The sequence below is a fragment of the Microbulbifer maximicatervae (SeqCode) genome, from assembly GCF_052467385.1.
Window position 1 is genome coordinate 1,066,340 of the sequence record NZ_CP174311.1, and the last position, 23,426, is coordinate 1,089,765.

Here is a 23,426-nt window from a genome sequence, read left to right on the forward strand (position 1 = left end):
GTTTATTCCTCGTAGCCACCAAACAAACTACTGTCGATTAGGTCGCACAGGCAAAAAATTGTCAGAAGATGTACTTGGTGTACCTCTGCTGCGACATCGGATGGCACCCGTAGTTCAATATCATGGGTATCGAGCAGGGCGGCGCAGTCGCCGCCATCACCGCCGGTCAGTGCGAGTATGCCCATATCCCGGTCCCGAGCCGCACGCATGGCCTGAACCAGGTTTGAGTCGCGCCCATCGCTGCTGATAATTACGAGAAGGTCACCGGGCTGCCCCAGGGCGCGAACCGGGTGTGCGAAGGTGTCTGCACCGCCGTGGTTCGAGGCAACGGTGCCCATGGAGACGCCGTCGCTGTTGAGGGCCATAGCCGGTAGGCCGGGGCGTTCGCGCTGGAAGCCGCCGGTCAGTTGCGAGCTAAAACTTTGCGCCAATGCGCCACTGACACCATTGCCACAGAGCAGGACTTTGCTCTCTGCCAAGAGTGTATGCACCACCATTTCGCTGGCTTCTGCAATCAGCGGGGCCAGTATCTCGCCAGCGTTCATTGTGGCTTCAAGGCTGTGGTGAAAAAGGGTTACGACTCGCTGTTCCATTGTGTCCTTAATTCAGGTGAGTTCGAACTCACCATAACTTGACAGGGTAAATCTCGGTTTTGCCTCAGGCTTCGAAGGCGCTTTTAATCCACTGGATGTTTTGTGCATCGCCATCTATGGCCAGGACATCGAAGCGGCACGGACAGTCCAGTTTATGTTGCTGCAAATAGCGGCTGGCAGTGGCCAATAGCTTAGCTTGCTTGCGTGAATCCACGCTGGCTGCGGCCCCGCCGAACTGGCTCTTGCGGCGGAAGCGCACCTCCACGAACACGACAGTATCGCTTTCACGGGCGATAAGGTCTATCTCTCCGTGTGAACTGCGATAATTGCGCTCCAGTAAGGTGAGCCCCGCGCGCTGCAAATAGCGGGCCGCGGCAGCCTCCATTTGGCTGCCGACAGTGCCGCTTGAGCCCTTAAAAAGCCTCACGATTCCCACTTAATTCGATCGGCTCCCGCTGCGGCAATTGGGGCTCGACGGTAGTGATGGGCACCGGCACCCCTTTGTCGATTCGCGCCCACATTTGTTCGCGCACTATGCGGCCATCAGCGCTCAGGCTCAATGCGCCAGTGAGACCGTGTACTTTCTGCTCCGGGAATTGGCGCAGCATCGGCAAGCGCGGGTAGAGGCGGAAGGCATCGGCACCTAGGGCATACAGTCTGGCAAAAGCCGGTGCGGGCGACGCCTGCTCCTCGATATCTTGCTTGGTTTGATTGCTTTCAAACAGCCAGGGCAGGGCGGTAAAGCGAATACCGTTCATATCCCTGTCGCGATTGCGGTTGATGCTGCCACCAAAGACATGAGAGGTGGCGTATACGGGCAGGTCACTGGCGTAGTAGTAGGTCAGCATGGGGTTGAGCTGGCGCGCCTGCTGGGGTTGTGCTGCCAGGAATACCATATCGACATCGTCACGGCGTCTGGGGGTAAATTCCAGCTTTGCCGCCAGCCGACTCTGCAATTCCTTCTTGCGCGCGTTGCTGGCGGGAATTAACAGGGCATCGCTGACCAGGGCTGAGAACTTGCTGTTGTCCTTAAACGTCCGGCGAATGCTGACTGAGCCACCGAGGCGCAGCCACTCTTCTTCAAATGCTTCAGCGCCGCGCTGCCCCCAGCTATTGTCAGCGGTGAGGACCATTGCCTGTCGCTTGCCTTGCCGGTAAGCGTGCTGGGCAATTTGCCGCGCTTCATCTTCAATTGCCAGGCCAAACTGGACCAGGTCTGTGGTCAGGCGCCCCTCATCGCCGTAGTTGAGGGCGAGAGTAGGCACTGGCAGCTTTTCTGTGGCAAGCAGGTTGGCTACCTTGCTCTTATCCAGTGGGCCAACAATCATCTGCGCACCGGCATCTACGGCGCTCTGGTAAATTTCCTCAAATGGCTGATCGGAACCGGTGTCGTAAACCATCACTTTCGGAGTTGCGCCGCCAGCATTCAGAGCGGTGTAGTGGGCGGCCATAAAGCCATCCCGGATTGCCCTGCCGGCGTTGCCCAGGGGGCCGGACAGTGGCAGGAGCAGCGCCACGCGGTCTGCCCGCTGGGCGGCCAAGCGCTCTAACAGCTGCAATGCCTGTGGCGGATGGGAATTGGCACTATGGGCGGGCCAGCGCTCGCGCCAGCGGCTGAGGGCGGTCAGCTGTGAGCTGATATCCGTCTGGGTGTCGCGGCCCAGCAGGGCGAGTTGATACCAGGCGCGCATCTGGGTGTCATTGCTTTGGGTGGCGCGAGCCTGCAATTCACTGGAGGGCAGCTGGGTCAAGAGATGCCAAAAGCCGTTGTTATTCTCTGTGATCGCTTCGTCGGACTGGGCGATATAGGAGATTTCGCGCCGCTCACTAATAGCGCTGTCGAGATTTCCCAGAAGTCCCCATAGGTCAGCGCGCAGGCTGCGTAGAGGTAAGGCAGTCTTCTGTGGCAACTCCGACCACACATTTTCCAGGCGTGGAGAGGCTGCCAGGTCGAGGGCCTCAAAGAAGTCGTCGTCTGCGGCAAGTAGGCTGCCATAGACCTGTGCATAGCTGGCGAAGAGGTTGTCGTCCAGCTGTTCGGGCGTAATTTTGATTACCGCCTCTTTTGCCGTCTCTTTATCTCCCAGCTCGTATAGAATAGCGGCCGCTTGCAGGCGCTGTTGATCCCGCGCCGGTGCCGGCAGGGTGTCGGCACTGCGCAGCATACGTACAGCTTCACTGCGGCTTGCGGTGTGGCCGGCCGAATAATCCGGCTGGTAAACGTTTGGCCGGGAAGCCGGTGTCTGGCAAGCAGCCAGTGCGACTGCCAGTGAGGCAGCTGCCATTCTGGTGATTACAGTAGAGGTGCGCCGGGAAGAGGCGGACATAATCTTCTCCCGCAATATTTATATTTGGAGTGAACAGCTATGGGGCCGGATCAGGCGCTGCTTTATATTGTCGCTACGCCCATTGGTAATTTGGCCGATATGGTACCGCGAGCGATCGAAGTTCTACAATGTGCCGATCTGGTTGCGGCGGAGGACACACGTCACAGTCAGCGATTATTTTCCCATTTTGATATCGATACGCCATTGATGGCATATCACGATCACTCGGATAACAAGCGCACAGAGCAGATTTTGCAGCGTTTGGAGCAGGGCCAGACCATTGCCCTGATTTCCGATGCGGGCACCCCACTGATCTCAGATCCCGGCTATCGCCTGGTACGTGAAGCCCGGGAGCGTGGAATCAAAGTCTCCCCGATACCGGGGGCTTGTGCTTTCGTCTCCGCACTGAGTGCCGCTGGACTCCCCAGTGACAAGTTTAGTTTCGAGGGATTTCTGCCGGCTAAGTCCGGTGCCCGTGAGCGAGCCCTGCAGGAATTGGCCAGTGATACCCGTACCCTGGTGTTCTACGAGGCCCCGCATCGGGTTGCTGATACTCTGGAAGCAATGGCTGTCGTATTCGGCGGTAATCGAGAGGCGGTGATAGCCCGCGAGGTCAGCAAGGCCTTTGAAACTTTTCAGTTGATGCCTCTGGCTGAGTTGGTTGAGTGGGTCCGAGCTGACAGCAATCAGCAGCGCGGTGAGATTGTTTTGATGGTGCGTGGTGCAGAGCGCTCTCGTGACAGTGAGCTGGATGGGGAGGCACAGCGTGTAATGTCGCTGTTGCTGGCGGAGTTGCCGCCGAAAAAGGCGGCGGCGATCGCTGCCGAAATTACTGGAGTGAAAAAGAAAGTCCTGTACAACTGGAGCCTGGAGCAAAAATAAGGCACTGATTGCTGCAATTGCCTGTTGCAATCCGTCTGTCGCCTCTTTACTCTTCGCCGCGAGCTGGCCGGGCAATCGCTGTCGCCTTGTGCGATGGAGGAAAGTCCGGGCTCCATAGGGTGGAACGCCAGGTAACGCCTGGGGGGTGCGAGCCTACGGAAAGTGCAGCAGAGAGTAGACCGCCGATGGCTCCTTTTTTGGGAGTACAGGTAAGGGTGAAAGGGTGCGGTAAGAGCGCACCGCGCGGCTGGTAACAGTCCGCGGCATGGTAAACCCCGTTCGGAGCAAGACCAAATAGGCCCTCTATAGGTGTGACCCGCACTGAGGGCGGGTAGGTCGCTTGAGGTGTCTGGTGACAGGCATCCCAGATGAATGATTGTCCTCGACAGAACCCGGCTTACAGGCCAGCTCAACAATTTCAAAAGCCCGGCATTTGCCGGGCTTTTTTGTTTGCCTGATGTGGTGGTCCCGGCTCCGGTAGCCCTCTTTGTATTCGCCTATTTCTTCTCGTTTAATTTCGGCTAAAGCCTCTTCTTGGCGCAAAAAAATTGATTAACTGTTAAGGGGGCGATCGTGCCAGATAGTGCTGTTCCGACTAGTTTCAATGTGCCAATATGCGCCACATCTCTGGAGGCCGCGATTTTACAAGGGGTTATGGGGACTTTGGGGTCGAATTCCTTGACTTTGTGTCGACCAGTTTTATAGTGTCGAGAGTGGGAAAAAGTGGAAAATCGTGGAAATTTGTGGTTTATTCGCGATAAGTAAGTGGGTGTTCACACCGCCAGGTTAAAGTCGAACATCTTTCTCCATTGACCTGCCATATGGGAGTGAGTCGCGAGAGGCGCGATCTCCAAAGCGAGAACCACTAAACGTGTATTTGGGCAGCCACGCAATCAATATGGACGCCAAGGGGCGTCTGGCAATACCGGCTCGCGTCCGCGATAGGCTATTGGATGAGTGTGCGGGGTGCTTGGTGGTGACTGCCCATACAGAGGAACGCTGTTTGTTGGTGTATCCGTCGCCTCAATGGCAGCAAATTCTCCCGAAGATTGAAGCATTGCCCAGCTTTAACAAAGTGGCTCGGCGCGCTCAGCGCCTGCTGATCGGGTATGCCTGTGAGCTGCAGGTGGATGGCAATGGCAGGGTATTGATTCCGCCAACTCTGCGTGAGTACGCGGGGCTGGAAAAGAAATTGATGTTAGTGGGTCAGGGGAAAAAGCTGGAGCTCTGGAGTGAGGAGCGCTGGATGTCCTGGCTCGATGATAGTGAAGACGAAGAGGGTATGCCTGAGGAAATGGCATCCCTCTCTTTATAAGGGGAGTACCGGGTGTCTCAAGAATTGCATCGCAGTGTGTTGTTACGCGAGGCCGTAGACGCTCTGGTGACTGAGCCGGATGGGTTTTATATCGACGGCACCTTTGGCCGGGGTGGGCACAGCGCCTCAATCCTTGAGCATTTGGGGCCCAATGGCCAGTTGGTAGGGGTGGATAAAGATCCCCAGGCTGTTGAATTTGCAGAACAGCGGTTTTCCGGTGAATCCCGTTTTTCCATTTGGCATGGGTCTTTTGCCGATATGGATAAGGCTGCCGGGCAAGCTGCCGGTAAGGTCAGTGGAATATTGCTCGATCTGGGGGTGTCTTCGCCGCAACTGGATCAGGCCGAGCGCGGTTTCAGTTTTATGCAGGATGGGCCCCTGGATATGCGTATGGATACCAGTCGAGGTATCAGTGCAGCGGAGTGGGTCAACACTGAGGCTGAGGCCGAAATGGCCCGGGTGTTTAAAGAGTACGGCGAGGAGCGTTTTGCCCGCCGAATGGCTGCTGCCATTGTAAAGCGCCGGCTGGAAAAACCATTTGAGCGCACCCTCGATTTTGCCGAGGTTGTGAAAGAGGCGAATCCGGCTTGGGAAAAAGGTAAACATCCCGCTACTCGAGTCTTTCAGGCTATTCGTATTCATATTAATGGCGAGTTGGATGATCTGCAGAGTGCGTTGGATAAATCCCTGCAGTTGCTGGCACCGGGTGGGCGTCTGGTGATTATCAGTTTCCACTCTCTTGAAGACCGAATGGTGAAGCGTTTTATTCGGGAAAAAGAGCGCGGTCCCCAGTTGCCTCGTGGCCTTCCGGTTATGGATAGTCAGATAGCCAAGTCACTGCGTTCGGTGGGCAAGGCAGTGAAAGCCAACACGGTTGAAGTGGATGAAAATCAGCGGTCCCGCAGTGCAGTAATGCGGGTGGCAGAAAAGCTGGCGGGAAGCTGAGTTTATGTCTGGCAAGGCTCTACTTGGAGTGGGGGTAATGTGGATAGCGGTAATACTGTCGTCGCTATCTGTTATTCATACCACCCAACAAAGCCGAGAGTTAACTGCTGAGCTGGGTAAGGCACAAAAAGCCCACGATGAATTGCGCTATGAGCAGGAGCGCCTCCTTTTGGAAAAAAGTGCCTGGTCTGCCTATAGCCGGGTCGAACAGGTCGCTCGAGAAAAATTAAAAATGCATATGCCAGCACCTTCGGAACAGGTATTGGTAGTGGCGGATTAAGTTTTAACCGCCTTGGATGAAGACGTAAGTACCCCACTGCTTGCCCGGTGGGGTTTCTGCGTTTGGGGGCTTTGGCCTTTAAATAATTATAAAGAATTTTGCGTTAATTGAGTTTTGGAGTTCAGGCCCTGGAGAGTGGCATGCTCAGCCGGGATGCAAAATAAATAGATAACGCCAACTGGGAAAACATGGGCGCAGTCAAAAAAAAGGATATTCAGCCGGGTATAGCCCGCTGGCGCTTTGCGCTGGTGGCGGTCCTGCTGTGCCTGCTCGCTCTTACCCTTGTGTTCCACTTGGCCAAACTGCAGGTAGTGCCTGCTGCTGAGCGCGGATATCGTTTCCTGCAAGACCAGGGCCGGGCCCGCACCTTGCGCACCGAAGAGATTGCTGCCTATCGGGGCTCAATAGTCGATCGAAACGGTGAGCTTCTTGCTGTCAGTACACCGGTACACAGCCTGTGGGCCAATCCCAAGCTGTTGAGTGAAATAAGCGATGCGAATTTAGTGCGCCTGGCTCGCGCGCTGGATTTACCGTCTTCCAAACTGGGCTCTCGCCTGAAGAAATACCGAAACAAAGAATTTATGTACCTGCGCCGGCACCTGTCTCCAGAAGAGGCTGAGAAAGTGCTGGACCTGGGTATTACAGGTGTTTTCAGTAAAAAAGAGTATCGGCGCTTCTATCCTGCTGGGGAGGTCGTAGCCCAACTTCTCGGTTTTACCAACATCGATGATCGCGGCCAGGAAGGAATGGAATTGGCCTACGACGATTGGCTGTCCGGACAGCCGGGATCACGTCAGGTAATTAAAGATCTGAAAGGGCGCACGGTAAGGGATTTGGCAATTCGTCAGGAAGCGCAACCGGGCAGGGATCTGCGTTTGTCTATCGATATGCGCCTGCAATATTTGGCCTACCGGGAATTAAAGCGGGCGGTGTCGGAAAACGGCGCCGCTTCCGGCTTTATGGTGATTCTCGATACTCACAGTGGCGATGTGTTGGCCATGGCCAACCAGCCTTCATTTAATCCCAATGACCGCAAAGGGGTTAAGTCGGCGGCTATGCGCAACCGTGCGCTGATCGACCAATTTGAGCCGGGCTCTACAGTGAAACCCTTAACAGTATTGGCGGCTTTGGAAACCGGGCGCTACACCCCAAGAACAGAAATAAACACCAGTCCTGGATATATTCGCGTGCCGGGAAAAACCCTGGTGGACCCGGTTAATTACGGAAAAATAGATCTCACCAAGATTATTACCAAGTCGAGCCAGGTGGGAATTACAAAAATTGCTCTCGATTTGGAACCAAATTCTCTGCGGGGACTCTTTTATCGCTTGGGTCTGGGCGAGGCTGTGGGCAGTGGCTTCCCCGGTGAAGCACAGGGGATCTTGCCCAGTCGCAGCCGCTGGCACCCAATCGAGCGAGCTAATTTCGCCTTCGGCTACGGTTTAACAGTTAACGCCGTGCAGCTGGCACAAGCCTACAGCGTACTGGCGAATGAAGGGGTTAAGCGTCCTGTTTCCCTGGTTTTATCCGGTGACAAAGTACCGGGCGAGCCTGAGCAGGTTATTGAGCAGTCCTTGGCTGGGCAGGTTACTGCGATGTTGGAGACGGTGATTGGTGCTAAGGGTACCGGACGCCTTGCCGCTGTAGAAGGTTATCGTGTCGCCGGCAAGACCGGTACTGTGCACAAAGTTGGCAGTAGTGGCTATGCGGATAATCGCTATCGCTCAGTATTTGCGGGCTTTATCCCCGCTGATAATCCGCGCCTTGCCGCGGTAGTTGTTATTGATGATCCCAGTCACGCCAAATATTACGGTGGTGAAGTTGCTGCACCGGTATTCGGTGCGGTGATGACTGGTGCTATGCGCCTGTTGCAGGTTCCGCCGGAAAAAATTAAATCGGCGGAGGGGCAATTGGCCGCGCAGTTAAGCGAGAGGGGTTCAAAATCGTGAGTCAGCGCGAAAAACATTCTGTTTCTATCAAAGAGTTAGTGCCGGGTTACGCCGGTATTCCCGATATTTCTGTCACTGGTATTGCCCTGGATAGCCGCAAGATAAAAGCGGGCGATGCATTTATGGCCTTGCGCGGTTCTGTGGTCGATGGTCGGGAATATATCGATGCGGCAATTACTGCAGGTGCTGCGGTAGTGCTTGCCGACGGTGACAAGTTGGAATGTAAAAGCCGTGGTGATATCCAGGTGGTCAGTGTTCCCGGTCTGGCAAAGCGGGTAGGGGAAATTGCCGCGCGCTTCCACGGTAACCCCAGTGGTGAAATGCACTTGGTTGGAGTGACTGGCACCAACGGTAAAACCACTTGCGCCTATTTGACTTCCCAATTACTGGCTCGCCACTATGGCAGTGCAGCATTGATAGGCACCATTGGTAATGGGGTCTGGAAAGATAACCAAATCGAATTGCAGGAAACGGGTTTAACAACGCCTGACCCGGTGAGTTTACAAGCGGACTTTGCAAATTATCGCGATAGTGGTGTTGCCGCTGCCGCAATGGAAGTTTCTTCGCATTCCCTTTCTCAGGGACGTGTGCATGGGCTGATTTTTGATACGGCAATTTTTACCAATTTGAGCCGCGATCATTTGGATTATCACGGCAATATGGCCGCTTACGGCGCAGCCAAAGAGAAACTTTTCGGACTGCCAAAATTGAAGCGAGGAGTCATTAACCTGGATGATCCGTTTGGCGCCCAGTTGGCAGAGCGCTGCAAATTGCGTGGCCTGCGCGTTATTACTTATGGGCTGCAGGCGGGTGATTTATATGTTGCAGACCTGCGTCGCCATGAGCGCGGTTTTTCTGTAAAACTTAATTCCCCTTGGGGTAGCGGTGAGCTGCACGCACCCTTAATTGGCGATTTTAATATTCACAATGCCTTGGCTGTCGTAGCTGCTGCAGCGGCAGAGGGCATGCCTTTTGAAGATATTCTTGCCGCTTTCCCCACTATCAAAGCGGTGCCGGGGCGTATGGAGCGTGTCCTGGTTGAGGGTTCCGATGATGTGGGTGTATTGGTGGATTATGCCCATACACCAGATGCTCTTCGCGCGGCTTTAGCAGCAGCGCGCCCTTACTGTCGCGGTAATTTGTGGTGTGTTTTTGGTTGTGGCGGCGACCGGGATACGGGTAAGCGCGCGGCGATGGGGCGTATTGCCTCCGAGATGGCGGACCGTGCCATTGTGACTAGCGATAATCCGCGCAGCGAAGAACCACAAAAAATTATCGACGATATTCTCGAAGGGGCTGCCAGTAATATCGAAGTTGAAATTGATCGCGCGACAGCGATATCTCAGGCGGTATCTGCAGCACAACCGGGGGATATTGTATTGATCGCCGGTAAAGGGCACGAAAATTACCAAATTATCGGCAGTGAAAAAATTCACTTCTGCGATCGTGAGCAAGCTGCTGCAGCTCTCAAAGCCCGCGTGGATGAATCGGGCCAGTCAAGTGAAGGCAAGGAGAGCCAAGGTGATTAATTCCCTTACGTTGCAGCAACTGCAAAGCCGTTTTGGTGGTGAGTTAATCAATGGCTCTGTGGAGTTTGAACTGGTTTGCACGGATACCCGCAAGCTGGACCCCAAATCTTTATTTGTTGCTCTGGTTGGCGAAAATTTTGATGCTCACGACTTTGTCGGTGAGCTGGATGGCCAGGTATTGGGGTTGGTTGTCGATCGTGAAGTGCCTAGTTGCAGTTTACCGCAGTGGCGCGTTGAAGATACGACGGTCGCATTAGGACAAATTGGCTTACTGTGCCGTGAACAGTTTGACGGTCCGGTTGTGGCGATTACAGGGTCCTGCGGTAAAACTACCGTTAAGGAGATGCTGTCTGCAATTTTTTCCCAGAGTCATACACCCTGTGTAACCGAGGGAAACCTGAACAACCAGTTCGGTTTACCCATGACTTTGTTTGGGCTGACAGCGCAACACGATGTGTTGATTCTCGAAATGGGAGCTAACGGCCCTGACGATATTGGCTACCTGTGTAGTATCGGCAAGCCGCAGGTGACGGCGGTAAATAACGTAATGCCAGCGCATGTCGAGGGCTTTGGCTCTGTTGATGCTATCGCAAAAGCCAAGGGCCAAATTTATACCAGTTTGGATGTATCGGCGACGGCGGTGATCAATACCGATGATGGCTATGCGAATTACTGGTTGGAGAATATGCCCGAAGGGGTAAAGACTCTGGGTATTGGCTTATCTAATGAGTGTGCTATCCATGCGGATAATATTGTATTGAATCCTAACGGTTGCCCTTCATTTGACTTGGTAATTGAAGGCGTTGCTCACCCTGTTAGCCTGAAATTGCTTGGTGAGCACAATGTTCACAACGCTCTGGTTGCTGCTGGATGTGCTTTTGCTGCGGGAATACCTGCGGTGGAAATTATCAGCGGACTTAACACGGTGACCGGGGTTGCTGGGCGCTTGCAGGAGCAGGCAGGTATAGCCGGTGCAACCGTTATTGATGACAGTTACAACGCGAACCCGGGTTCAGTAGGTGCGGCCATTGAATTGCTGTCACAGCGTTCAGGGAAAAAAATTCTGGTGCTGGGGGATATGGCGGAGTTGGGGCCGGACGCGGAGGAAATGCATAGAAGCGTTGGAGCTTTGGCACGAGAGCGGGGCTTGGATGCGCTGTTTACATTGGGGCCGCTGGGTACTGCCGCCAGCATGGCCTTTTCTGCGGGGAGGCAAGAGTCGCTGCGCAATTATCGCGAGAGAGAACCTCTGGTTACTGCTCTCACTCAACAATTGGATGAACAAACCACAGTTTTGGTTAAAGGATCACGCAGCGCCCGTATGGAATTGGTAGCGCAGGCACTGCTTGGCAATAGCAGAGGGGAGAAGTAATGCTGCTTTGGCTAGCGGAGCTATTACAACAACATGTCAGCGGATTTTCGGTATTTAACTACCTGACAGTGCGCGCAATTCTTGCTGCGTTGACGGCTCTGGGTATTTCACTACTTGTGGGTCCGCGCATGATTCACTGGTTGAATCATTTACAGGTGGGACAGGCTGTTCGCGATGATGGTCCGCAAAGCCATTTGAGTAAATCTGGCACCCCGACTATGGGCGGCACCTTGATTCTCGCCTCCATTTTTGCCTCAGCCCTACTCTGGTCTGATCTCAGCAATCGTTACGTGTGGGTTACTTTATTAGTTACCTTTGTTTTCGGTGCTGTGGGCTTCGTGGATGACTATAAAAAAGTCGTTTACAAAAATCCCCGTGGCCTTATTGCTCGCTGGAAATATTTTTGGCAATCCGTTGCCGGGTTGGGTGCAGCTATTTATCTGTATATGAGTGCTTCAAGCCCGGCAGAGACCCAGTTTTTTGTTCCCTTTTTTAAAGATGTTGCGATAAACCTGGGACCGGTATCTTTTATATTGCTGACCTATTTTGTTGTTGTTGGCTCCAGTAATGCGGTTAACCTGACTGATGGCCTGGATGGCTTGGCGATTATGCCTACTGTGATGGTGGGTGGAGCACTTGGGGTGATTGCTTATCTATCCGGCCATATGGAGTTTGCTGACTACCTGCATATTCCCGCAATTCCAGGAGCCGGGGAGTTGGCGGTGTTCTGCGCTGCCCTCGGTGGTGCCGGACTCGGATTCTTATGGTTTAACACTTATCCGGCCCAGGTGTTTATGGGGGATGTGGGCGCTCTGGCACTGGGGGCGGCGCTGGGAATTATTGCGGTAATTACCCGTCATGAAATTATTCTGTTCATTATGGGCGGTGTGTTTGTGATGGAAACGGTTTCCGTAATTTTGCAGGTGGCATCCTTTAAATTAACGGGGAAGAGAATTTTTCGTATGGCGCCTCTGCACCACCACTTTGAGTTAAAAGGGTGGCCGGAGCCCCGAGTCATTGTGCGCTTTTGGATTATTACCGTCATTCTGGTCTTGGCTGGTTTGGCAACACTGAAAATTCGATAAATAGATAAATGAGCCTGATCGCGACTTCTTCACAGCAGAAAGTGGTAATAGGTCTTGGTGCTACCGGAAAGTCGGTGGTGCGCTACCTGCTGCGTCACGGCCATACGCCGGTCGTGGCAGACAGTCGCGATAACCCGCCGGGGCTCGAAGCTTTTCGTCAGGATTTCCCAGAGGTTGCGGTGGAAACAGGTCCATTGCGCCCGGGGACAATACTCGCGGCGAGCTTGATTATTGCCAGCCCCGGAGTTGCGCTTGCTGAACCCGTATTGCAGCAGGCGATTGCGGATGGGATTCCTGTGGTTGGGGATATTGAGTTATTTGCCCAGGCCCTGACTCGGATGCAATCGACAGCGAAGCTCGCCGCGATTACCGGTTCCAACGGAAAGAGTACAGTGACCACACTCCTGGGGGAGATGGTTGAAGAGGCAGGGCTGACAGTTGGTGTGGGCGGCAATATCGGTGTGCCGGTGCTGGATTTACTTGAGAAACCTCTGCCGGACATCTTTGTTTTGGAGCTTTCCAGTTTTCAATTGGAAACCACCTACTCGTTGGCACCTACTGTAGCCACCATTTTAAATATGAGTGCGGACCATATGGACCGCTACCCTAGTATGGTGGAGTACCACCGGGCCAAGCAGCGCATTTATCGCGGAGCGGATCAGTTCGTGATAAATCGCGCGGACCCCTTATCCCAGGGGCCTCTTTCCCGAGAGAGACGGGAGTGGAGTTTTGGGCTTGATCAGCCGGATCTCAATCAGTTTGGCCTGCGCTTGCATGAGGGGCAGAACTGGTTGGCTCGAGGCACAGAAGTTTTAATGCCTGTGGCCGATTTGGCTATGGTGGGTAAGCATAATATTGCCAATGGTTTGGCAGCCCTGGCAATGGGTTATGCACTGGGCCTACCCACTGAGGCGATGCTAAAAGTTTTACGCAACTTTCGCGGGTTGAAACATCGCTGTGAGCGCGTGGCTGATTTTGAAGACGTTGTTTATGTTAACGATTCAAAAGGTACCAATGTAGGAGCAACCCAGGCGGCATTGGATGGCTTGGCTACGGCATCCAGTAAAATAGTGCTTATTGCTGGAGGGGATGGCAAGGGTGCTGATTTTGCTCCCTTACGAAAAAGTGCAGGAGCACTCCGGGCCCTGGTTTGTATCGGTGTAGATGGAGACAAAATAGCCGGTGTCTTTGATGGCCTGTGCGAGATTCGCAGGGTCAGCACAATGGCAGAGGCCGTCGCTGAGGCCAGACAATTAGCCAATGGCGGTGACTATGTATTGTTATCACCGGCATGTGCCAGCTTTGATATGTATAAGAATTTTGAAGCCCGCGGTGATGATTTTCGCCAGGCCGTTTTGAAATTATGCGATACCGCTGGAGGCTCCCAGTGAGTGCTCAGGCAATCAAGGCTCAAGGTAGTGAATGGCAGGATGGGCTGCTGCTACTCAGTGTTCTGGTTCTGGCTAGCATCGGTGTGGTGATGGTTGCTTCAGCATCTATCGCCTTCGCTACGGATATTTATGGTGACCCCTGGTATTTCCTCAGGCGTCATTTGGCTTTTTTGATGGTTGGCGGATTAGCTGGATTTGTCGTTAGTCAGATTCCCCTGTCAATTTGGTCGCGACTGTCCTGGCCATTATTACTGTTTGCTTGCCTGTTATTGATTGCAGTGCTTGTGCCGGGGATTGGACGGGAGGTGAACGGTAGCCGGCGTTGGCTGGTATTTGCAGGCATAACTGTGCAACCCGCGGAAGTGGCTAAGTTCTGTCTGCTAGTTTTTTTTGCCAGTTTTTTAACTCGTCGAAATAAGCAACTACGCCACTGGACCAGCTTTATGGTGCCAGTGGTGATTCTCGCAACGGTTGCTTTGTTATTGCTTTTACAACCGGACTTCGGTTCGGTGGTTGTAATTTCAGGCACCGTATTGGCAATGGTTTTTTTGGCGGGAGCGCGTCTTCCACATACTTTTTTATTGGTAGCTGCGGCTGCGAGTGGACTGGCGCTAATGGCACTGATGAGCCCCTATCGCTTACAACGATTGCTGACGTTTCTGGATCCTTGGGGGGATCAGTTTGCCAGTGGCTACCAACTTACCCAGTCCCTAATTGCATTTGGTCGCGGAGAGTGGTTTGGAGTTGGTTTGGGCAATAGTGTGCAGAAGCTGTTTTACCTGCCTGAGGCCCATACGGATTTTATTTTCGCCATTCTGGCAGAGGAATGGGGAATGTTGGGTGGCGTAGTGCTGGTAGGGCTTTTTGTTGTTCTCACCTACTCACTGCTCCGCCTGGTAAAAGAGGCTCTGGTGCAGGAGAAGTTTTTCGCTGCACTTCTAGCTTTTGGTATGGCAGTGCTATTGGCAGGACAAGCTTTCGTGAATATGGGCGTTGCTTCAGGCCTGTTGCCGACTAAAGGGCTAACGTTGCCATTTGTCAGCTCTGGTGGCAGCAGCCTGATTGTATGTTGTGCATTACTAGGCTTGGCGATGCGGATTCGGGCTGAACTAAAAGAGCCTGCTGAAAACGGAAGCGGGGGGCTTGAGCTTTTGCGTCAGCTGCCAATATTCCATTCACCCAAGTCCAGTGTGAAGGGCAGCAACGGAGAAACGGTTTGATGTCTGAAGTAAATAAGCGTTTTTCTGGAAAGAAGTTTTTGCTGATGGCCGGTGGTACCGGCGGTCATGTGTTCCCAGCGTTGGCTGTGGCTAAAGCGTTGCAAGAGCAGGGAGCTGTTGTCGAGTGGTTAGGTACTGCCCGTGGGATTGAATCCCGATTAATACCTGCGGCGAATATTCCTTTGCACTGCATTAAAGTGGAGGGTATTCGGGGGAAGGGAAAGTTGGCCTTACTCAAAGCCCCGTTGCAAATTTTGCGGGCAATTGCTCAGGCCAGGGCAGTTGTTAAGCAGGTACAACCTGATGCAGTACTCGGCTTTGGCGGCTTTGCGACCGGCCCAGGGGGCGTTGCAGCCCGTCTCGGGGGGATACCGTTGATTATTCACGAGCAAAATGCTGTTGCCGGAACGACAAACCGCTTGTTAGCGCGTATTTCCAGCCAGGTGCTTGAAGCATTTCCCAGTGGGCTACCCGGTGCCAGGCAAGTGGGCAATCCAGTGCGCAAAGAGATTGCAGAATTGCCTGAGCCAGAAACTCGAATTGGTAGCCAGTCGTCTCTGCGCCTTTTGGTATTGGGCGGTAGCCTCGGTGCTGTAGCAATTAATGAACTGGTTCCTAAGGCAATCGCATTGCTGAAACCCTCCCTGCGCCCGGTAGTGGTCCACCAGGCTGGAGAGCGCCACCTTCAGGCTGCCAAAGACGCCTATAAAGAGGCGGCAGTAGAAGCAGAGGTGCTCCCTTTTATTGCGGATATGGCTGAGGCCTACCGCTCTGCGGACCTGATTATTTGCCGTTCCGGGGCTTTGACTGTTTCTGAAATTTCAGCGGCGGGAGTCGGTGCAATCATGGTGCCTTTCCCCTTTGCAATTGATGATCATCAAACGCGTAATGGCGAGTGGTTGCAAAATGCTGGCGGAGCGATTGTTATGCAGCAGCGGGAAATGGACGAGCAGAAGTTATCCGGCTTGTTAAAAAGCCTGTTAGAAGATCGTCAGAAACTATTGCAAATGGCGACCTCCGCGCGGCGCGCGGCAAAAACTGATGCGACTGAGCAAGTGGTTAACGCTTGCAGAGAAGAGCTGGCCTCGGCCAGGTAACACAGAATAAGTGGACGAAGGTTAAAGTAATGTCTTCAGTGCGGACAAACGAAGATAAAAGTTATGCGGTACCGGCCATGCGCCGTATCCGCCGTATCCACTTTATTGGGATCGGTGGTGCCGGTATGAGCGGCATTGCAGAGGTACTGCAGAACCAGGGCTACGAAGTCTCAGGTTCGGACCTGCGTGAATCTGCGGTTACTGATAGATTGCGCAAATTGGGCGTTAAGGTCCAAATCGGGCACAGCGAGGAAAATGTTCGCGGCGTTGATGTTGTGGTCAATTCCTCTGCCGTACATGGCGATAACCCGGAGCTGATTGAAGCGAGAGAAAAGAGAATCCCTATTGTGCGCCGTGCCGAAATGCTCGGTGAACTGATGCGCTATCGCTATGGCATTGCTGTGGCGGGAACCCACGGAAAGACCACCACGACCAGCTTAATCGCCTCAATCTTTGCAGCAGATAAAAAAGATCCGACCTTTGTTATCGGTGGCCTGGTCAACGCTGCCGGTGCCAATGCTGCCTTGGGCGAAAGTCGCTATCTAGTGGCTGAAGCTGATGAGAGCGATGCGTCTTTTATTCACTTACAGCCGATGGTGACGGTGATTACCAATATCGATGCGGACCATATGGAAACTTATGGTGGCGACTTCGAAAAGGTGAAACAGATCTTTATTGATTTTGTACACAACCTGCCATTTTACGGTCTGGCGGTAGTTTGCGGGGATGATACCAATGTTCAGGAAGTCATCCCCAAGTTTTCCCGCCCGGTTCTGACCTATGGATTTGATGAGGGTAATGACTACCGCATCGTTGAAGTAAAGCAAGAACCTCTGCGCAGCCATTTCACGGTACAGAGACCCAAGGGTGATCTATTGCAGGTTTCTGTGAATACACCGGGTATTCATAATGTTCTCAATGCGACTGCAGCAATTGCTGTAGCTAGTGATGAAGGCGTTAGTGATGAAGCAATTCGCCAAGGTCTAATAGGCTTCCAGGGCGTTGGTCGTCGATTCCAGATCTACGGTGATTATGCAGTTAGCGATGATACCGAAGCTGATAAGGTGATGTTGGTAGATGACTACGGTCACCACCCACGTGAGGTAGCGGCTACCGTAAAGACAGTTCGAGATGGCTGGCCGGATCGTCGCTTGGTAATGATTTATCAGCCCCACCGTTATACCCGTACGCGGGACTTGTTTGAAGACTTTGTCCAGGTCCTCTCTGAGGTGGATAAGTTAATTTTGCTGGATGTATACAGTGCCGGTGAAGCGCCAATTGCTGGTGCCGATGGCCGAACGCTTGCGCGAAGCTTACGCAACAGGGGACAGGTAGATCCGATTTTTATGGAAACTATCGATCAGGTTCCCCCGGTATTAGCTGATCTGTTGGAGCCAGGTGATATTGTCCTGACCCAGGGAGCTGGCAACGTCGGAGCACTTTCGCAAAGGTTGGCTGATTGGCGCTTGGGTGAGCGCAGCTGTGAGGGCTAGGTAGCGAGTGAAAGGGGCTGGAACGAAATCAACCTCCAGGAAAAAAAAAGCTGCTCGCGGTGCGAGCCCCTTAGGGGCCAGCGATTCTGAAAAGCTTCGCCTGAACTGGGGGCGGTGTTTTTTTTTGCTGGTGATGTTCGCAGGCTTTTCGGCTTTGCTCTATGGTGCAGTCTGGTTGTGGCGGTGGGCGCCATCGGTTGAGCTGAGTAATGTTGATGCCCTGGAGCAAGTTGAGGTGCGCGGGGCTTTTAATGCGGTAACTGAAGAAGAGTTAAGAGAGGTGCTTCTTCCTCACTTGAAAGCAGGCTTTTTTTCAGCGGACATTCAGGCGATGCAGCAGACATTACTGTCTAACCCCTGGATTACTTCCGCCTCGGTGAGCAGGCGTTGGCCGAAGGGTGTTGAGGTTGATATCACTGAAGCGCAACCTCTCGCCACCTGGGGTAAAGATAAATTGTTGGTAGCGAGTGGGGATCTGCTACCGCGTCCGTCACATATGGGGGTTCAGTCCCTGCCCGAGCTTGCCGGGGATGAAGAATTGGTAGAGCGGATTATGCTGCAATACCGCGCGCTTGCGGGGTTACTGACCACGCGGGATATGGAGGTTAAACGGTTGTCATTTGACGACCTAAGCGGTTGGCATCTGGAGTTAGTGTCGGGAATTGAATTAAAACTTGGCCATGATGCTTTATTGGAGCGGGTACACCGTTTTCTGTATTTGAGTCGGGGTGTACTGGCGCCGCACTTGCAAAAAGTTGTCAGCGTCGATACGCGCTACAGCAATGCGGTAGCGGTTCAGTGGAAAGACGAAGAAAAGTAAACATCGAGGCAGCCCGGGTGGCTGTTTTATAGATAAAAGTTTAAAAGCGAATGCTGTGTTCTGGTCCGATAGCAGAACCTGAAACAGAATGCAGCTCAGCGAGGTTGGCACGAAAATGACACAGGTATCCGATCAGCGCATGATTGTTGGACTGGATATAGGCACCTCTAAAGTAGTCGCTATTGTCGGTGAAGCTTCCGGTGATGGGGAACTTAATATTGTCGGTATCGGCTCTCATCGTTCCACTGGAATGAAAAAGGGCGTAGTGGTTAATATTGAATCAACCGTGCAATCTATACAGCGCGCTGTGGAAGAAGCTGAGTTGATGGCGGGTTGTGAAATTCACTCTGTGTACGCAGGGATTGCGGGAAGTCACATTCGCAGCTTGAACTCTCACGGTATAGTTGCGATTAAGGATCGAGAGGTTACCCAGCAGGATCTCGATCGTGTTATTGATGCTGCCAGGGCTGTCGCTATTCCTGCGGACCAGAAGATTTTGCACACGCTTCCGCAGGAATACCTGATTGATAATCAGGAAGGGGTAAAAGAACCTCTCGGAATGTCTGGTGTTCGCCTCGAAGCAAAGGTCCATTTGGTCAGCGGTGCAGTGAATGCTGCACAGAATATTGAAAAGTGTATTCGTCGATGTGGTCTGGAAGTAGAAGATGTCATTCTTGAACAATTGGCTTCAAGTTACGCAGTCCTGACCGAAGATGAAAAAGAGTTGGGAGTATGCATGGTAGATATTGGTGGGGGAACCACCGATATTGCTGTGTTTACTGGTGGATCTATTCGGCATACCGGTGTGATACCGATTGCTGGAGACCAGGTTACCAATGATATTGCCATGGCTTTGCGCACACCGACACCGCACGCAGAAGATTTGAAAATCAAATATGCGTGCGCGTTGGCAAAACTCGCTCGCGAAGGTGAGACCATTAAGGTACCGAGCGTTGGTGATCGCGCGCCCAGGGATTTATCCCGACAGGCATTGGCCGAGGTCGTTGAGCCGCGCTACGACGAATTGTTTACATTAGTACAGGCGGAGTTACGTCGCAGCGGCTTCGAAGATTTGTGTGCGGCGGGTGTAGTACTTACCGGCGGCTCTTCAAAAATGGAGGGCGCGGTTGAACTGGCTGAGGAAATTTTTCATATGCCGGTTCGCCTAGCAGTGCCTCAGGGTATTGCAGGTTTGACGGATATCGTCAGCAACCCAATTTATTCCACTGGAGTTGGATTATTGATGTATGCGATGCAGCAGGAAGAGGCTCGAGAGGGCAAAATACAGCCTGTGCGCAACGATAATCAGTGGTGGGACAAGGTAAAGCACTGGTTTCGCGGAAATTTGTAATAGAGTGCAACCAGATTTAGCCATCCGGTGAAGGATTTTTTTTAGGCATGGCTGTAAAATTCGACATGAGCAAGAAAGGGGAACAGCAATGTTCGAACTAGTTGATAGCGTACAGGATAAGCCTGTCATCAAGGTGATTGGTGTCGGCGGCGGTGGTGGTAATGCTGTTAAGCATATGATCGCCAATGATGTTGAGGGTGTAGATTTTATCTGTGCAAATACAGATGCACAGGCCCTCAAAGATGTTGAGGCCCGCACTATCCTGCAACTGGGTAACACAATTACACGCGGTTTGGGCGCAGGGGCAAACCCGGATATTGGCCGTCAGTCCGCACTTGAAGATCGCGATCGCATTGCTGAGGTATTAACCGGTGCGGATATGGTATTCATCACTGCCGGTATGGGCGGTGGTACCGGTACCGGTGGTGCGCCGATTGTCGCTGAGATTGCAAAAGAACTGGGTATCCTTACCGTTGCTGTGGTTACTCGCCCATTTAAGATCGAAGGGCGCAAACGCACAGTTGTAGCTGAAGAGGGTATCCTCGAGCTGCGTGATAAAGTTGATTCTCTGATTACTATCCCCAACGATCGTTTGCTGGAAGTACTCGGTAGCAAGATCACAATGAAATCTGCTTACAAAGAGGCAGATAACGTTTTATTGGGTGCTGTACAAGGCATTGCCGACCTGATGATTCGTCCGGGCATCATGAACGTGGACTTCGCCGATGTGCGCACCGTAATGTCTGAAATGGGCATGGCGATGATGGGGTCCGGTTCTGCCGTCGGTGAAAACCGTGCGCGCGAAGCGGCTGAGAAAGCCGTGCGAAGCCCGCTACTGGATAACGTCAACCTGGCAGGTGCTCGCGGTATCCTGGTGAATATCATCACCGGTAGCGAAGAGGCGGGCTGTCAGGAACTGACCCTGGGTGAGTACTCTGAAGTAGGTGAGATTGTCCAGGAAATCGCCTCCGATGAAGCTACTGTGGTTATCGGTACAGCGGTAGATGATAAGCTCGGTGATGAGATGCGGGTTACCGTTGTGGCCGCAGGTCTTGGCGAGGGTACTCCTGCAGCGCGTCCGGCGAAGGTGGTGGATAATACTCGCCGCCCAGAGCCTCGCGAGCCTGTTCGTGAAACCCGTGAGGTTCGCGATAATCACAGCGCTCACGCTGGCCACAGCTCTGCGGGACTGGCAAGCCGCGAGGCCATTGATCCGCGCCCTCGTGCTGAAGCGGAGCGCCCCAAGCGCCCGGCTCCTGCCCTGAATCCCGCTGATGCGGATATGGAGTACCTGGATATTCCAGCCTTCCTGCGCCGTCAGGCAGACTAGGAAGCGGTACCGCAGAGGCAGAACACCGCTCATGTCTGCCCGGCTCCGGCTGGGTATTGCCGCTGCGGTGCGGCTTTTGCTCGGGTCTACCTTGTCGAATGGGTGGGCCCTTGCCCCGTTTGTGTAGATTTTGATCAGAACTGGTGAGTCGCAATAACTATCTAAAATAATTAACAATTATTAACAGCGCTTGCGGAGCTTAGGATCTTAGAATGCTGTCATAGCGACATGCGTTGGCGCTGCAATCTTTGCTTGATCTATCCTCATATAGGTAGGTGGTGCACAGTTGTGGTGACCACTCGCCCAGAATTGGTATTGGCGTCGCAATTGTGCTAGTATCGATGGCTTGCTGCGCCTTAGGGGCGTAGTCCACCGACGGGGAAAAGATAGTTTCATGATCAAACAGCGCACGCTTAAGAATGCTATTCGCGCCACTGGCGTAGGTCTGCACACTGGCAAGAAAGTTGTACTTACCCTTAAACCAGCGCCCGTAGACACCGGTATCGTGTTCCGTAGAACCGATTTGGACCCGGTAGTTGAAATCGAGGCTCGTGCGGAAAATGTCGGCGACACTCTCCTTTCAACCACCCTGGAAAAGGGTGATGTTCGCATTGCTACGGTAGAGCACCTGCTCTCGGCAATGGCGGGCCTTGGCATTGATAACGCGGTTGTCGAGTTATCCGCTCAAGAAGTGCCTATTATGGATGGCAGTGCCGGCCCATTTGTATTTCTAATTCAATCTGCAGGTATCCAAGAGCAAGCAGCTCCGAAGAAATTCCTGCGAATCAAGAAGCCAGTAACTGTAGAGGATGGCGATAAGGTTGCCAGCTTCCTGCCTTTTAATGGCTTTAAAGTATCCTTCACAATCGACTTTGACCACCCGGTTTTCCAGGGGCGTAACCTGAGTTCATCCGTGGACTTCTCCAGCACCTCCTTTGTGAAGGAAGTGAGTCGCGCCCGTACCTTTGGCTTTATGCACGAAATCGAGTACCTGCGCTCCAAGGGCCTGGTTCAGGGCGGTTCCGTTGATAACGCAATTGTGATTGATCAGTACCGCATTCTGAATGAAGGCGGGTTGCGTTATGAAGACGAATTTGTGAAACATAAAATTCTGGATGCGATTGGCGATCTCTATCTTCTGGGGACTAGCCTGATTGGTGAGTTCAAGGCATTTAAGTCTGGCCATGCGCTGAACAATAAATCCCTTCGCAACCTGATGGCTCAGGAGGATGCTTGGGAAATGGTCACCTTTGAAGGTGAGCAGGAAGAAGCACCGATCTCTTATATCAAACCTATTTTGGCAGTTTGATACTTTCGCAAGAAGCCGGCATTATAGTGCCGGCTTTTTTGTATAATTGTTTCACAGAGAAAGCCTATAGATTTTTGGTATCCTTATTGGTTTGGCACCTCGGCTTGTGAGCTGGGGACTAACGAAAATTAAAAATGTCGAACTTCTCACAGCTCCTATGAAAGTAATCCTGGTTAATGAGCGCGGTGCGACTCGCAGCTTTAATTTTGGCAGTTTGAGCAAAGCCCTGTTGGGGTTGTGCTTGCTGAGCCTCCCTGTGGGTGCATTTCTGCTGGGGGCGAATTTACCGGTTACTAAAACTGACCTATTTGATTCCCGAACGGCCAAGGCCTGGAGTCGCGCACTGCGCAAACAGCAGGAAGAAATTGCTGAAGCAGATAGAGAGGCGCGGGAGCAGCTGGCAGCTCTTACCGTTAAGCTTGCGGAGTTGCAGGCACGTTTAACTCGCCTTGATGCACTGGGTGAGCGTTTAACCTCTGTTGCCAATCTCGATGAAGGAGAGTTTGAGTTTGGCAGTGCACCTGCTATTGGTGGGCCGGAAGACCCCGGAATCGCAGGTGCATCGGAGTTGCCGTATCAGCCACCGGAATTCCTGGATGTTATTGGAGATCTCTCTCATCAGCTTGAAGATCGCCAGATGCAGCTGAACACACTCGAATCCCTGATGGCCAACCTCAAACTTGAGGACGAGCAGTTTTTGGCGGGCCGCCCGATCAGCAAGGGATGGATGTCTTCCCGTTATGGTTATCGCACCGATCCATTCACTGGCCGTAGGACTTGGCACAAGGGTGTGGATTTTGCTGGCAAGATGGGCTCCGATGTTGTTTCGGTAGCCGCAGGTGTTGTCACCTGGGCTGATGAGCGCCATGGCTATGGTCAGTTGGTAGAAATTAATCACGGCAATGGTTATTCAACCCGCTATGGGCACAATAGTGAGCTGAAAGTGGGATTGGGTGACGTGGTCAAGAGAGGGCAAATTATTGCCCTGATGGGTTCCAGTGGCCGTTCTACCGGGCCCCATGTTCACTTTGAGATATATAAGAACAACCGCACGGTTGATCCAGCTAGCTATATCCGCCGCACAGGCAGATAAGAACTATCCTTCCTTTACGCGTAATTGTTGGTAGCTTGGCATAAG

The 23,426-nt window shown here is 52.9% G+C and carries 20 protein-coding genes and 1 other RNA gene; 18 read left to right on the forward strand and 3 right to left on the reverse strand.

All coding sequences use genetic code 11. The annotated features are described in order from the left end of the window. Positions 1 to 2: 2 nt before the first annotated feature. The 3 genes from ACJJIR_RS04675 to ACJJIR_RS04685 form a co-directional block, all read right to left on the reverse strand. Positions 3 to 593 carry an SIS domain-containing protein gene (locus ACJJIR_RS04675; protein ID WP_108734203.1) on the reverse strand — a complete coding sequence of 197 codons (591 nt, stop codon included), beginning with the start codon at positions 591 to 593 and terminating at the stop codon, positions 3 to 5. 64 nt (positions 594 to 657) lie between these two features. Then, entirely contained in the window at positions 658 to 1,020 is a 363-nt protein-coding gene (locus ACJJIR_RS04680) for a YraN family protein (protein ID WP_413663021.1), read from the reverse strand. Further along, complete coding sequence (locus ACJJIR_RS04685; protein WP_444896364.1) at positions 1,007 to 2,920, reverse strand: penicillin-binding protein activator; 1,914 nt, start codon at positions 2,918 to 2,920, stop codon at positions 1,007 to 1,009. Before ACJJIR_RS04685 ends, ACJJIR_RS04680 begins: the two co-directional genes overlap by 14 nt. A gap of 39 nt (positions 2,921 to 2,959) precedes the next feature. Between ACJJIR_RS04685 and rsmI the strand changes: the two genes are divergently transcribed. The 18 genes from rsmI to ACJJIR_RS04775 all read left to right on the forward strand — a co-directional run bounded on the left by rsmI (position 2,960) and on the right by ACJJIR_RS04775 (position 23,381). Further along, positions 2,960 to 3,802: a 16S rRNA (cytidine(1402)-2'-O)-methyltransferase gene (gene rsmI / locus ACJJIR_RS04690; RefSeq protein ID WP_444907501.1), complete on the forward strand. Its 843-nt coding sequence runs from the start codon at positions 2,960 to 2,962 to the stop codon at positions 3,800 to 3,802. A gap of 59 nt (positions 3,803 to 3,861) precedes the next feature. Then, positions 3,862 to 4,218, forward strand: an RNA gene (gene rnpB, locus ACJJIR_RS04695) — RNase P RNA component class A. A 455-nt stretch (positions 4,219 to 4,673) separates the two neighbouring features. Then, complete coding sequence (gene mraZ / locus ACJJIR_RS04700; protein WP_282933875.1) at positions 4,674 to 5,117, forward strand: division/cell wall cluster transcriptional repressor MraZ; 444 nt, start codon at positions 4,674 to 4,676, stop codon at positions 5,115 to 5,117. A 12-nt stretch (positions 5,118 to 5,129) separates the two neighbouring features. Then, positions 5,130 to 6,062, forward strand: a complete 933-nt coding sequence (gene rsmH / locus ACJJIR_RS04705) for a 16S rRNA (cytosine(1402)-N(4))-methyltransferase RsmH (protein WP_444907502.1) — start codon at positions 5,130 to 5,132, stop codon at positions 6,060 to 6,062. Positions 6,063 to 6,066: 4 nt separating this feature from the next. Then, complete coding sequence (gene ftsL, locus ACJJIR_RS04710; protein ID WP_413663017.1) at positions 6,067 to 6,342, forward strand: cell division protein FtsL; 276 nt, start codon at positions 6,067 to 6,069, stop codon at positions 6,340 to 6,342. A gap of 188 nt (positions 6,343 to 6,530) precedes the next feature. Then, positions 6,531 to 8,291: a peptidoglycan D,D-transpeptidase FtsI family protein gene (locus tag ACJJIR_RS04715; protein WP_444907503.1), complete on the forward strand. Its 1,761-nt coding sequence runs from the start codon at positions 6,531 to 6,533 to the stop codon at positions 8,289 to 8,291. Further along, the gene (locus ACJJIR_RS04720; RefSeq protein WP_444893032.1) at positions 8,288 to 9,820 is read left to right on the forward strand and encodes a UDP-N-acetylmuramoyl-L-alanyl-D-glutamate--2,6-diaminopimelate ligase; all 1,533 of its coding nucleotides are present in this window, start codon (positions 8,288 to 8,290) and stop codon (positions 9,818 to 9,820) included. The genes ACJJIR_RS04715 and ACJJIR_RS04720 overlap by 4 nt, the downstream gene beginning before the upstream one ends. Beyond that, on the forward strand, positions 9,813 to 11,192 hold the full coding sequence (locus ACJJIR_RS04725; protein ID WP_444893033.1) for a UDP-N-acetylmuramoyl-tripeptide--D-alanyl-D-alanine ligase: 1,380 nt from the start codon (positions 9,813 to 9,815) through the stop codon (positions 11,190 to 11,192). Before ACJJIR_RS04720 ends, ACJJIR_RS04725 begins: the two co-directional genes overlap by 8 nt. Next, positions 11,192 to 12,277 carry a phospho-N-acetylmuramoyl-pentapeptide-transferase gene (gene mraY / locus ACJJIR_RS04730; protein ID WP_444893034.1) on the forward strand — a complete coding sequence of 362 codons (1,086 nt, stop codon included), beginning with the start codon at positions 11,192 to 11,194 and terminating at the stop codon, positions 12,275 to 12,277. Before ACJJIR_RS04725 ends, mraY begins: the two co-directional genes overlap by 1 nt. Positions 12,278 to 12,285: 8 nt before the next feature. Further along, entirely contained in the window at positions 12,286 to 13,668 is a 1,383-nt protein-coding gene (gene murD, locus ACJJIR_RS04735) for a UDP-N-acetylmuramoyl-L-alanine--D-glutamate ligase (protein ID WP_444907504.1), read from the forward strand. Further along, entirely contained in the window at positions 13,665 to 14,888 is a 1,224-nt protein-coding gene (gene ftsW / locus ACJJIR_RS04740) for a putative lipid II flippase FtsW (RefSeq protein WP_444907505.1), read from the forward strand. Before murD ends, ftsW begins: the two co-directional genes overlap by 4 nt. Beyond that, complete coding sequence (gene murG / locus ACJJIR_RS04745; RefSeq protein ID WP_444907506.1) at positions 14,888 to 15,985, forward strand: undecaprenyldiphospho-muramoylpentapeptide beta-N-acetylglucosaminyltransferase; 1,098 nt, start codon at positions 14,888 to 14,890, stop codon at positions 15,983 to 15,985. The genes ftsW and murG overlap by 1 nt, the downstream gene beginning before the upstream one ends. A gap of 29 nt (positions 15,986 to 16,014) precedes the next feature. Beyond that, the gene (gene murC, locus ACJJIR_RS04750) at positions 16,015 to 17,478 is read left to right on the forward strand and encodes a UDP-N-acetylmuramate--L-alanine ligase (protein ID WP_444907507.1); all 1,464 of its coding nucleotides are present in this window, start codon (positions 16,015 to 16,017) and stop codon (positions 17,476 to 17,478) included. Between the two features lie 133 nt (positions 17,479 to 17,611). Further along, positions 17,612 to 18,298 (forward strand): cell division protein FtsQ/DivIB, encoded by a 687-nt coding sequence (locus ACJJIR_RS04755; protein WP_444908402.1) that lies wholly within the window; start codon positions 17,612 to 17,614, stop codon positions 18,296 to 18,298. A 115-nt stretch (positions 18,299 to 18,413) separates the two neighbouring features. Continuing rightward, positions 18,414 to 19,649: a cell division protein FtsA gene (gene ftsA / locus ACJJIR_RS04760; protein WP_282933862.1), complete on the forward strand. Its 1,236-nt coding sequence runs from the start codon at positions 18,414 to 18,416 to the stop codon at positions 19,647 to 19,649. Positions 19,650 to 19,737: 88 nt separating this feature from the next. After that, positions 19,738 to 20,979, forward strand: a complete 1,242-nt coding sequence (ftsZ, locus tag ACJJIR_RS04765; protein WP_413663008.1) for a cell division protein FtsZ — start codon at positions 19,738 to 19,740, stop codon at positions 20,977 to 20,979. A gap of 394 nt (positions 20,980 to 21,373) precedes the next feature. Beyond that, positions 21,374 to 22,288, forward strand: a complete 915-nt coding sequence (gene lpxC / locus ACJJIR_RS04770; RefSeq protein ID WP_282933860.1) for a UDP-3-O-acyl-N-acetylglucosamine deacetylase — start codon at positions 21,374 to 21,376, stop codon at positions 22,286 to 22,288. Positions 22,289 to 22,445: 157 nt separating this feature from the next. Continuing rightward, the gene (locus ACJJIR_RS04775) at positions 22,446 to 23,381 is read left to right on the forward strand and encodes a M23 family metallopeptidase (protein WP_444907508.1); all 936 of its coding nucleotides are present in this window, start codon (positions 22,446 to 22,448) and stop codon (positions 23,379 to 23,381) included. The last annotated feature ends 45 nt before the right edge of the window (positions 23,382 to 23,426 follow it).

What these genes read in the sequence shown, in the direction of transcription:
- ACJJIR_RS04675 (WP_108734203.1), bottom strand. Translation starts at nt 593, where the DNA reads ATGGAACAGCGAGTCGTAACCCTTTTTCACCACAGCCTTGAAGCCACA.
- ACJJIR_RS04685 (WP_444896364.1), bottom strand. Translation starts at nt 2,920, where the DNA reads ATGTCCGCCTCTTCCCGGCGCACCTCTACTGTAATCACCAGAATGGCA.
- rsmI (WP_444907501.1), top strand. Translation starts at nt 2,960, where the DNA reads ATGGGGCCGGATCAGGCGCTGCTTTATATTGTCGCTACGCCCATTGGT.
- ftsL (WP_413663017.1), top strand. Translation starts at nt 6,067, where the DNA reads ATGTCTGGCAAGGCTCTACTTGGAGTGGGGGTAATGTGGATAGCGGTA.
- ACJJIR_RS04715 (WP_444907503.1), top strand. Translation starts at nt 6,531, where the DNA reads ATGGGCGCAGTCAAAAAAAAGGATATTCAGCCGGGTATAGCCCGCTGG.
- mraY (WP_444893034.1), top strand. Translation starts at nt 11,192, where the DNA reads ATGCTGCTTTGGCTAGCGGAGCTATTACAACAACATGTCAGCGGATTT.
- murD (WP_444907504.1), top strand. Translation starts at nt 12,286, where the DNA reads ATGAGCCTGATCGCGACTTCTTCACAGCAGAAAGTGGTAATAGGTCTT.
- murG (WP_444907506.1), top strand. Translation starts at nt 14,888, where the DNA reads ATGTCTGAAGTAAATAAGCGTTTTTCTGGAAAGAAGTTTTTGCTGATG.
- murC (WP_444907507.1), top strand. Translation starts at nt 16,015, where the DNA reads ATGTCTTCAGTGCGGACAAACGAAGATAAAAGTTATGCGGTACCGGCC.
- ACJJIR_RS04755 (WP_444908402.1), top strand. Translation starts at nt 17,612, where the DNA reads ATGTTCGCAGGCTTTTCGGCTTTGCTCTATGGTGCAGTCTGGTTGTGG.
- ftsA (WP_282933862.1), top strand. Translation starts at nt 18,414, where the DNA reads ATGACACAGGTATCCGATCAGCGCATGATTGTTGGACTGGATATAGGC.
- ftsZ (WP_413663008.1), top strand. Translation starts at nt 19,738, where the DNA reads ATGTTCGAACTAGTTGATAGCGTACAGGATAAGCCTGTCATCAAGGTG.
- lpxC (WP_282933860.1), top strand. Translation starts at nt 21,374, where the DNA reads ATGATCAAACAGCGCACGCTTAAGAATGCTATTCGCGCCACTGGCGTA.
- ACJJIR_RS04775 (WP_444907508.1), top strand. Translation starts at nt 22,446, where the DNA reads ATGAAAGTAATCCTGGTTAATGAGCGCGGTGCGACTCGCAGCTTTAAT.